The 10795-nt window shown below is 68.4% G+C and carries 7 protein-coding genes; 4 read left to right on the forward strand and 3 right to left on the reverse strand.

Annotated elements, in window-relative coordinates; translation table 11 throughout:
* Both ABT300_RS36825 and ABT300_RS36830 read left to right on the forward strand, forming a co-directional pair.
* On the forward strand, positions 1-864 hold an 864-nt coding region (locus ABT300_RS36825; protein WP_351685445.1), incomplete at its 5' end, for a 3-hydroxybutyryl-CoA dehydrogenase.
* A 317-nt stretch (positions 865-1181) separates the two neighbouring features.
* Complete coding sequence (locus tag ABT300_RS36830) at positions 1182-2330, forward strand: ABC transporter substrate-binding protein (RefSeq protein ID WP_351685448.1); 1149 nt, start codon at positions 1182-1184, stop codon at positions 2328-2330.
* Between the two features lie 443 nt (positions 2331-2773).
* On the opposite strand, the gene ABT300_RS36835 is transcribed toward ABT300_RS36830, so the two are convergent.
* Both ABT300_RS36835 and ABT300_RS36840 read right to left on the reverse strand, forming a co-directional pair.
* Positions 2774-5944, reverse strand: coding sequence for an NACHT domain-containing protein (locus ABT300_RS36835; protein ID WP_351685450.1), 3171 nt, complete (start codon positions 5942-5944; stop codon positions 2774-2776).
* 810 nt (positions 5945-6754) lie between these two features.
* Complete coding sequence (locus ABT300_RS36840; RefSeq protein ID WP_351685453.1) at positions 6755-7603, reverse strand: alpha/beta hydrolase; 849 nt, start codon at positions 7601-7603, stop codon at positions 6755-6757.
* Between the two features lie 552 nt (positions 7604-8155).
* On the opposite strand from ABT300_RS36840, the gene ABT300_RS36845 reads away from it, so the two are divergent.
* On the forward strand, positions 8156-8470 hold the full coding sequence (locus tag ABT300_RS36845) for a transposase (protein WP_351685456.1): 315 nt from the start codon (positions 8156-8158) through the stop codon (positions 8468-8470).
* Positions 8467-9360 (forward strand): IS3 family transposase, encoded by an 894-nt coding sequence (locus ABT300_RS36850; RefSeq protein WP_351685459.1) that lies wholly within the window; start codon positions 8467-8469, stop codon positions 9358-9360. Before ABT300_RS36845 ends, ABT300_RS36850 begins: the two co-directional genes overlap by 4 nt.
* A 729-nt stretch (positions 9361-10089) precedes the next feature.
* On the opposite strand, the gene ABT300_RS36855 is transcribed toward ABT300_RS36850, so the two are convergent.
* The gene (locus tag ABT300_RS36855; protein ID WP_351685461.1) at positions 10090-10395 is read right to left on the reverse strand and encodes a hypothetical protein; all 306 of its coding nucleotides are present in this window, start codon (positions 10393-10395) and stop codon (positions 10090-10092) included.
* Positions 10396-10795 lie beyond the last annotated feature (400 nt).

The raw sequence follows: 10795 nt of genomic DNA on the forward strand, positions 1-10795 counted from the left end.
GACATCCGGCGGGTCGGCGTCGTCGGGTGCGGACTGATGGGCGCGGGCATCGCCGAGATCTGCGCCAGGGCCGGCCTGGACGTGATCGTCCACGAGCGGGACGCGGACGCCGCCGAGGCGGGACTCTCGCGGATCACCGCCTCACTGGAACGCGCTCTACGACGCCGAAGCCTCACCGGCGGCGAACGCGACGCCGCCCTGGCCAAGCTGCGGACGACGACCCGCCTCGAAGACCTCGCCGACCGGGACGCGGTGGTGGAGGCGGCCACGGAGGACGAGCAGGTCAAGGCCGGACTCTTCACCGACCTGGACCGGATCGTGCTGCGTCACGACGCGATCCTCGCCTCCAACACCTCGTCCCTGCCCGTCATGAGGCTGGGCATGGCCACCACCCGGCCGCAACAGGTGATCGGGGTGCACTTCTTCAACCCTGTCCCCGTCCTGGACCTGGTGGAGCTCGTGCCCTCGCTGCTGACCAGCTCCGAAACCCTCTCCAGGGCCGAGCACTTCGCCACCTCGGTACTCGGCAAGCAGGTCATCCGCGCGCAGGACCGGGCCGGGTTCGTGGTGAACGCGCTGTTGGTGCCCTACCTGCTCTCCGCGATCCGCATGCTGGAGTCCGGCCATGCCTCGGCGAAGGACATCGACACCGGCATGGTCCTCGGCTGCGCCCACCCCATGGGCCCGCTGAGCCTCGCCGACCTCATCGGCCTGGACACCCTCGCCGCGATCGCCGGTGCGATGTACGAGGAGTACAAGGACCCCCGGCATGCCGCACCGCCCTTGTTGCTGCGCATGGTGGGGGCCGGCCTCCTGGGCCGGAAGTCGGGGCGCGGCTTCCACGAGTACACCGCTCACCCGTGACGGTCGGGAAACCGGGGGACTGGGGGACTGGGGCTGTGTCGACGTCACGTGGCTCAGGACGCCATGCCCGCACAGGGAGTGCGCGACCCCGACCAGAGGCGGATGCGGCGGCAGCTCAGATCGTCCGCCCGGGACGCGTTCGGGACGCCTTGATCCGTCGGCCGCGGCGTCCATCGAACGGTTGAATCCGGTCCCGGCTTATGGGCGACGCGGAACAACGTCCCCTCGGGCAAGACTTGCCGTGCCGTCGCACCGAGTCGCGGACGGCTCGTAGATCAGGCATTTCGCCGCACAGGCACGACGAGAGGATTCTCACCATGTCCACGGACTTCAGCAGGCGTCGGCTGCTCGCCGCAGGCGCAGGCGCGGGCGTCGCGCTCGCCGGGGCCGCCGCCGGCAAGGCATCGGCCGTACCGGCTGCCCGGAGCTCCGCGGCTTCCCTGCGCGGCGTCCGCGAGGAGAAGCGTTCGCTGGACGAGCTGTACGCGGACGCCGTCGCCGAAGGCGGCAAGCTGGTCCTCTACCAGGGCGGCGATGTCGACGGCCAGGCTGCGGGCGTCCGCGCCGCCTGGGCCACCGCGTTCCCCGAGGTCGAGCTGACGGTCGTCGTGGACTACAGCAAGTACCACGACGTCCGCGTGGACAATCAGCTCGCGACGGGCACCCTGGTCCCCGACGTGGTCCAGTTGCAGACGCTGCAGGACTTCGGCCGCTGGAAGCACGAGGGCAAGCTGCTGCGCTACAAGCCCGCCGGGTTCTCCGAGGTCCACAAGGGCTTCAAGGACCCCGACGGCGCATGGACGTCGCTGATGGTCATCGCCTTCAGCTTCATGTACGACATCCAGGCCGTCGGCGCGAACGCGCCCAGAACCCCGGCTGATCTGGTCGACGCCCGCTGGAAGGGCGCCATCGCATCCTCCTATCCGAGCGACGACGACGCGGTCCTCTACCTCTACTCCCTCTACCAGCGCACCTACGGCTGGGACTGGGTGTCCGCCTTCGCCGCACAGCAGCCGCAGTTCGCCCGCGGCACCAACACCCCCGGCGCGGCGGTCACCGGCAAGCAGAAGGCCATCGGAGTCGGCGGCTCCGGCAGCGCGGTCTCCGCCTCGACGACGCTGAAGTGGGTCCTCCCCGACCAGGCCCCCTTCATGGCCTGGGGCCAGCGCGCCGCGATCCTGAAACAGGCCGCCCATCCGGCCGCGGCCAAGCTCTACATGAACTGGCAGCTGTCCGAGGCCCGTCAAAAGGCAGCCTTCAACGGCTGGTCGGTCCGCGAGGACATCACCCCGAGCGCGATCCTCAAGCCCGTCTGGGACTTCCCGAACGCCAACGTCGACGGCTTCCCGACGTTCATGGAGGACCGCGCCGAGATAGAGCGGCTGAAGCAGACCTTCTCCCTGTACTTCGGCGAGGTCAAGGGCGACCCGTCGCCGGGATGGCTGGGCCTGCACCCGGGGCGGTGACCCGGCGGAACGACGTCGGGATGATGGAGCGGTGGTCGGTGGTGGAGACCCCGGGGCCGGGTCAGTGTCCACGACCGGACGAGCCCGGCCCTGAGCCGATGTCGGCGCCGCCGACGAATCCGAGCGTGTGAATCATCAGGGCGCCTCCGAATCGAAGTCACCGGTTCCGGTCGTGTGCACGGCCGTCGGCGGACCCTAGAGCCTGGGCCCGGGGTTCCGGGGCTGCCCGCCCATTCGGTGGTCGCTCCAGTCGATACCGTCGTCGTACTCCTTGCTCGACGCGAGCCCGAAGAACCCGAGGAGCGGAGCCGCGATGAGCACGGCTCCGCACAGGCTGCCGAGCGACTGCGCGCTGTCCAGGAGGGCCGGCTGAGCCGAGCGGGAAGGCTGTTCGGTCGTTGCGTGGAAGTCGGCCGACGCCGATCAGGGGCGGGCCCGGCTGCTCACTCCGGCGGGCCTGTGGCCGGATCGTGGAGGCGTGCGAGCAGGGCCCGGTTCTCCTCCGATACGAGGGCGTGCACCAAGGGTCGGTGGGCCGCCAGTGCACGGGACATTGCATCGAAGACGGACACCGGCAACGGTTCGACCCTCTCGCTGTCACCGAACATGAGCTGAATGAGCTGTGCGAGAAACAGCAGGACGCCGTCGTGTGCGTCGCCGGGGACGCGCCCCCTGTCCCGACCGAAGGCCGTGAGCAGGGCGTGGACGGCCGACGCCAGCTGGGGATGACGCATGTCCATCAGGAGCCGCGTCCCCCGGAGCGCCCGGTCGTAGAGATCGCCGAGCTCCCTCTCGCTCATGGTCGTGCGATCGGCCAGCAGCAGTTCGAGCAGGTCGTGGGCGAGCGACGAGGCCGTACCACCGTCGACCGGACTGAACACGGTCACAGCCTGGCCGAGCCACCGGAACACCGGGTCCAGGGCATGCCGCATCACCGAGTCGTTGGTTCCGCCGGACACGGCCGTCTTGTGCCACAGCTCGTCCCAGTACGACCGTGACCAGCCTGACCCTCCGCTGCCTTGCGGATAGCGGAAGTGCCAGTTCATGTCGAGGGGCTGCGGTGAGGTGCCCGGCTCGGAGCGAAGGGATATCTCCAGGGCCCGGCCCTCGTCGTCCCACGTGTGGTGCACGTCCAAGGACAGAGCGAAATCCGTCCACTGACTCTCGTTCATCGCCGATCGCCACAGCATGCAGTGCCGGTGCCAGGCGCCCGGTGGGTCCGCGGAGCCTGGGAACAGCTCGGCGGCGGAGCAGCGCCCGGCGAACAGCACGGTCATGAGCACGAGGTTGGAGCCGTACAGGCCGTGGCGTGTCGTGGTGCGTAGCAGTGCGGGCCGGTAGGTGGGGTGCTGGTCGCCGGTGCGCGTCGTGTGCTGGGTCAAGACCTGGATGAGGGTCCGGGTCAGCCGGCGCCGTTCCGCCGAGGACCGCCGGCCGGTCAGCGACCGCGCGAAGCGCAGCATCTGTCGAGACGCCAGGGAGGTGTAGGAGAGCAGCGCGTAGGCGAGGTCGTCGTCGATGCGGGTGTCCCCGAGGGATAGCGCGGGGCGGGGTGCGAGCAGGTCGGTGAGCAGATGCAGGGTGAGGCGAACGGCCAGGTACTCGCCGAAGGTCGCGTGCAGGAACTCGTAGGTGGCCAGTACCCGGCCGTCGCGTACCGACTGGGCGCGCTGGACGAAGAAGAAGCGGCCGAGAGCTGTTTCGGCGGCGGTGAGCGGGGAGCGGAACCCCGGTGGTCGCGCCGGCCGGCTGCCCAGTACGGCGGTGAGATCCTGTTCGAGTTCATCGGCCGACACCCACTGGCGGCCCCGGTTCAGCTGAGCGAAGGCCACGAGCGACAGGCGTTGCAGTTCCTGTTCGACCACTGCGGCCGTGTCCTCGTCCAGCAGGGCATGAGGTGTCGTCTTGCCCACCTCGCGCCGGGCGAAGGAGGACAGCAGCTGCTCGTACAACTCGGTGACGTCGAAGTCGTCGGCGCGCCGCAGAGCACCCTCGGCGGCGTCGTACAGGGCGAGCATCGTCAACAGCAGCGGCTGGGCGGCGAGTTCGGCGTGGCGTTCCAGGTGCTGCCAGGTGAGCGGGCCGCGGCCCTGCGCTGAGAATCCGGCCGTGTTGGCTTCGTTCCACACGGCCAGCCAAGTCGCGATCTGCTCGACGCGGAAGGGCTCCAGGCGCAGGACGACCATGCCGGCGGGGTATCGGGCGCGGTCTGCCACGGAGGTCCGGCTCGTCACCAACGCCAGCACGGGCCGACCCTGATCCGCCTCACGCCGCTGGAACTGCGCCACGCGCTCCAGGAAGTTGGTTTGGTGGACGCCCGTCGTCTGCAGCAACTCGTCGAAGCCGTCCAGAAGCAGAACGGGAGTACTGCCGCCCGCCGCGCGCACCAGCTCCGGCCAGCTGACCCGTTCGCCGGTGGAGGCGCGGATCGCCTGTTCGATCTGGTCCTGCAGTTCGTCCTCCACCCGGACGTCCCGCAGCGGCACGCGCACGGGGAGAAATCCGATGGAGGGCAGCCGTGCGGCGAGGACCCGGGTGAGGGCCGATTTGCCGGCGCCGGGCTGCCCCAGGAGCAGCAGGGGCGCCTCGGCGAGCTGAGCAGACGTGAGGGCCCCGGCAAGGTAGCGGGTGAGGTCTTGACGCAGGGGCAGTCGATCCCACCACCCGTGGTCGGCTGGTGCGGCCTGCCCGGAAACGGCACTGACGCGAAAGTCCGGGTCGAGGTAGAGGTCCTGAAGGGGAGGGATCCGGATGCCGTCCGGCGCCGACGCGGCGTCCAGCACTGGGTGAGCGAACGCCGCCCGGTGAGCGCGCGCCAGCGCGGAAGCCACGTCGACCGGCGGACGCAGCGCCTCGGCGGTGCGGGCGAGGAGAGTCTCGATCCCGGACAGGGCACGCCCGACGTCCGTGTGGATCGCCTGCTGCGCCACATGCGTGACCCAGAACCCGAATTCGGGTGCCGCCTTGGCGAGTTCGACGTACAGCCCCTGATATCGGTCAAGAGCCGCGCGCGGCAGGTCGTCCACGAGAGCCGCATGGGCCCGAAGGCGCTCAGACGCGTCCATCTGCTCCCAGAGGGCCAGGCCTTGCAGGAAGTCGCAGAACCGGCGGGCGTAGCCGGCGTATCCCGCGAGCAGCATCGCGGTGAGCGCCGAGGCCGGTATGTGGGGTGCCGGACATGGCAGGTCTGTGGCGAGCAGCAGCGATACCAGATCCGACGTCTGGGAGGTCGAGCCCGATTCGGTTCGTGCGAGGGTGATTTGTTCGTTCCGGGTCAATCGGACCTCGGTGAGGGTGAACGGAAGCTCCAACTCCTCCACTGCCTCGAAGAAGGCCACCACGACGATGACCGTGTGCGCCGCGCGCAGCACCTCGGTCCGCTCAGCACGCCGCCGGGCACGGTCCAGCCGGGCGCCGACGCCGCGGATCGCATCGCGTCCGAGACCGAGGAGACGTCCATTGGCGTCGGCCATGCCGATCACCGTGCCGCTGACCCCGGCGGTCGCCACGTTCAACGCCCCGCCGAGCGCCCGATCCAACGCCGCCAGCCGCGGCGGCTCGGCACCGAGAAGCACCAGCGCGTCGGCGAACGCCAGGAGTCTGCGTGCCACCATGTCCCCCACTCCCGCATCCGTACAGGCCCGGCCGAGATCGACGCTACCGTCCGCCGGCAGTCCCGTCGGTGTGAATGCGAGGAAGGGATGCGGAGGGCTTCGAAGCGGAGCGCTCGGCAGGGGCTGGCTCGTTACGTCACACCGAATCTCTTCCACCGGACTGTCGCTGCGCCGGCTCGCCGTGAGGTGTCACCACGGAACTGCTTCGGACTCGCGCCATGACGCAAGCGTTCGCCCCGGTCGCGGCAGCCAACGGTGGCGGTGTCTGCGTCAACATGCTCCGTTTCTCGAACGCCGCCTCATGGGGCGGTACGGGTGGGCGGCTGGTCACGACGTCCTGCCGGTGCTGCTCGCAGAGCGGCGTCGCGGTGCACGCCCCGGACCGCGAGGGGAGTTGTGGGGGGTGGATACGGGGTCAGGCCGAACGGATGGTGAAGATCGCTGAGGCGCCGACGGGCAGGCGGTAGCTGTACGGCGCGTCGCCCCACGGGACATCGACCGCGGCAGTGCTGCTGCCGGGGTTGTAGACGGCTGTCAGTCGGGTGCCGTGGGGCAGTGCCGCGCTCCGGCGGCGTCGCGCTCTTGGGCGCCCTGTCCGGTGACGGCGTTCGTGGGCATGATGATGATCATCCGTCCGCGCGGGGAAGGCGGGCGGTGCCGATGCCAGTGGCCTTGGACTGGAGGGCCTTCTGTACTTCGGCGACGATCGCCTTGCCGTAGGGAGCTTCTCCAGCTCGGAGTCGACGGCGTCGGCGACCTGCAGTCAGGTGGTGATGGCCGGCAGCTGTACGGACCTGCGCCCCATGGTCATCAGGGCAGCTTCCCGACGATCTCAGCTACCCGTCCGGGCATGGACAGGAACGGCGAATGAGAGGAGTCGAGCGCCACGACCGAGGTCGGGTTGTCCGGGAAGGCGGTGTCTGCGTCGCTGATGAACTTCTGCTGCAGAGCCGGTCGGATCGCCATGTCCTGAGCGCAGGTGACATAGGTGCGGGGGACCGAGCCCCAGCCGTCGCGGGTCAGCGTGGTGGCTCCGAGAGCGATACCGGCGGGAGCGTCGGGCGTCAGCAGTCCGAGGGCGGCGTCGGCGACGGCCGGATCGACATCGCCGAAGAAGGCATTCCGAAGTTGCTGACGATAGTCGAGGTCATCGGACGCGAGGTCGAGCCGTAGTGCGCCGATCGCGGCGGGGTCAGCCCGAAAGGACGGTGCAACCAGTTCGCCGGCGTTCTCGAGCATCTGCACGCAGGCGATGGCCGGAACGTCCGAGGCCGGCATGAAAGCGGTCAGATACACGGCGTGCGCCACGAGCTCGGGTGTCAGTTGCGCCGCCCGTGTCAGCACGGCGCCGCCCATGCTGTGGGCCACCACCGTCACCGGGCCGCCGCGACCGACCTCCCTGACCTGCGAGACAAGCAGGTCGCCTGCCTGGTCGAGGTCCACTCCCGCCACCGGCGATACCTCCGTGGCCAGAGCCTCCGCGTCGAACGGACGTCTGGTGAGGCACTGTGGCCGACCGGCACGAAGCCCGTGCCCCGCCATGTCCACCGCGACGGCCGGGCGGCCCATGCCTGCCACGTGCGCCATGACCTCACTCCAACACCAGGATCCGTGCCAGTAGCCGTGCAGGAAGAGCACCGGGGTCGAGTCAGCGGACATGATCACTCCCTTGTGAGGGCTGGCCACAGACGCCAGCTTCCGTCATCCGTCTCGAACAGATGTCCACGCCTCGCGAGGGACGGATGCGCAGGAGTGCAGCAGATCAGGAGAAGTCCGAACAAGAGGCCTTCCGTGTGACGGAAGGACTTCGGTCCACTCTTACCCCGCGGCTGCCTGACGGGGCTGCGTTTCAAGATCGGAAAGACAACAGCGTCGTAGTACTGCAAAGGTGTTTGTTCTGATTGCTGGGCAGTTCAGGGGCTGTGTCCGCGTCGTTTGTAGTGGCTGACGCGGACTTGGTGTTGGTGTCGAGGGCGCCATGTCGACCAGTGCAGGATGCGGCCGATGGGGCTGGGGTGGCGGTGGGTGAGGCGGGTGATCAGGCGGCTGATCTCGGCGAGGCTGAGGGGATGAGCTGGGAGGATCCGTTTCTGCTCTGTCCGCATCGAGCCGGCGGGCACGCGTCGAAGTCCACGCGCGACACGTGAAGCTTCCCCTTGATCGTGGACACCTGGAGACTGGGACGTGAGAGCCCAGAGGAAGCAGTGCCAGGTGGGAAGCAAGTACACGAACCGGTACTCGGCGGAGTACAAGCGGGACGCGATCGAGCTCGTGCGGTCGTCGGGCCGGACAGTGACCGAGGTGGCCCGCGAACTCGGGGTCAGCTCGGAGTCGTTGCGGGGCTGGGTGAAGAAGGCCCGCGCTCAGGAGGCCGGGAGCGGGCCCGGTGCCCTGTCGGCCGGGCAAGGTGCGGATGACCGGGACGAGGAGCTTCGGCGATTGCGGAAGCTGGCCTCCGAGCAGGCGAAGACGATCGAGATCCTGAAAAAAGCGACCGCCTTCTTCGCGAAGGACAGCGACCGGTGAGCGCGATATGCCGGTTCATCCACGCGGAGAAGGCGAACTATCCGGTCACACTGCTGTGCAGGGCCATGAAGACAGCCCGGTCCACGTACTACGCGTGGATGGCCGGGCGCCAGGCCCGCGAAGTACGGCGGCAGGCCGACAGGGCCCTGGCGCACGAGATCACGGTGATCCATCTTGCGTCCCGGAAGAACTACGGCGTCCCGCGCGTGACCGCCGCTCTGCGCCGGCAGGGCCGGGTGGTCAATCACAAGCGAGTCGCACGGATCATGCGCGAGCACCGGATCGCCGGGAACAGCCGGCGCACCGGGCGCCGCAGTCTGACCAAGGCCGACACCAAGGCGGCACCCTCACCGGATCTGATCGGCCGGGACTTCACCGCTGCCCGCCCCGGCACGAAGATCGTCGGGGACATCACCTACATCCCCGCCGCCGAGGGATGGCTCTACCTCGCGTCCTGGTTGGATCTGGCCACGCGCGAGGTGATCGGCTACTCGATGGCCGACCACCACCGCGCCGAACTCGTCGTCGACGCCCTTGACATGGCCGCCGCGCTGGGACGCCTGGAACCCGGCTGTGTGATCCACAGCGACCGCGGATCGGAGTACACCTCCTCCCAACTCCGCACGCGGATAGCCCAGTTGGAGTGCCGGCAGAGCATGGGCAGGACCGGGAGCTGCTTCGACAATGCGGCCGCGGAAAGCTTCTGGGCCGTCCTGAAAGAGGAGATCGGCACCCGCTTCTGGCCCGACCGGGCCACCGCCCGCGCCGACATCTTCGACTTCGTCGAGACCTTCTACAACAGACGCCGCCTGCGCAAGCACATCCACTGGGGCTACCTCACACCCCACGAGACACGCCTGCACCACCAAGATCAGGCCCTCGCGGCGTAACGACAACGTGTCCGGGATCACGGGGAAACTTCAACGCTCCCGCAGCAGGGCGCGTACGTTCGGTTCCCGCAGCGCGTGAGGACCCCTGTGAAGACGTCTGTGTAACGGCGGGTCGCACCTCAGCGGGACCTGCGACTTGGCCGTCGACGGTTGTCAGGGCTGGTCGTCGTCGAGCACCCTCCGAAGGCCCGGGGCCGATCCGAGCGGGGGTGTTGTGTGCTGCACCTCATCGACCTATGCCGTGTCGACCAACACGTAGAACAGCAGGGCCGCAGCACCCATGAGGGCCTGAGGGACGCCCAGGTCTGCCGAGCACGTTAGTTGGTCGTCTGGGGGTTGTGGTCGGTTGCGGTCGCGTTGTTGTCGTACGTCGCCGCGGTACAGCGCGGGTTCGGCGATGGGGCACGGTCGTCAGAAGGCGTAACTGGGCCAGAGAGCAGACCGAGCTTCGAGTAGCAGCGATGCGCGGCAAAGCGACTCTTGTCCGCCCGCAAGCTTGAGAGGCGCCTACGCGGCATGGGCCTTTCGGATGTGAGTCATGAACGGCAGTCTGACACGCGGCCGGGCTGATGAAGGTCGGTGGAGTCAGAGGCATTCCAGAGACCTTCGTCCGTCAAGCTGAGCCGGCTGACCGTCCGCCGGGGTTCGGGGTTGGTCGCTGCGGTTCGCGCTTGTTGGTGTCAGACGCTGGTGTCAACCGCGGGCATCCCGCCTTGACAAGCATGGTCGTTACTCAGCGGATGGCCGAGAGTGGACCCGACGCGCCGCCTGCACAACCATGCCCACGACCGCCGTGAACGCCAGCACACCATTGACCGAGTCAGCAATCATGACAATGCTGAACGGCGCGCCCACCATTTTCGGCACCTTGCCAACGATCAAGCCAACACCCAAAAGCAGGGGAAGCCATCGCGAGTGAAAGGGCATGCCCTGGCGGCGACTTGCTTCTTTGCGTGTGTTCGCCTGCTCCCACCGGCGCATGCCGAATCCGAGAAGGATGAGCAAGCAGCCCATCACAACGACGGACCAGTCCATGAACCTGAGCATCCGTACCCCCAACGCAACACTGCACTTGTTCCCGCAGCGAGGAGAGTCTGTCAGCCCAGGCAGACGACGGGAACAGACGAAGAAGCTTCTTACCGCGATCTTTACCCCCTGGCAGAAGTTGCACGGTGTTCAGTTCCCCCCACCGGCCCCAGCCACTCACGGCCGGCGCTCGCGAACGGCGCGCCCGCCATCCTGGAGCCTGAGTGCCCCCGCCGGAGGCCATGTCCTTGACCTGCCGCTGACTTCCTCGCTTCTGCCCGCTGCACGTAGCGCGCCGCAAATGCGGCGCGCCGCCCCGCCGTGCCCGGGGCAGAAACGCGATATAAATTTTGAGATAGGAATTGAGTCGGGTAGGGTAAGAGTGTTGTGGGAGTTGTGTAGTTGTGGG

Source organism: Streptomyces sp. NPDC001027, from assembly GCF_040299045.1.
Lineage (GTDB): Bacteria > Actinomycetota > Actinomycetes > Streptomycetales > Streptomycetaceae > Streptomyces.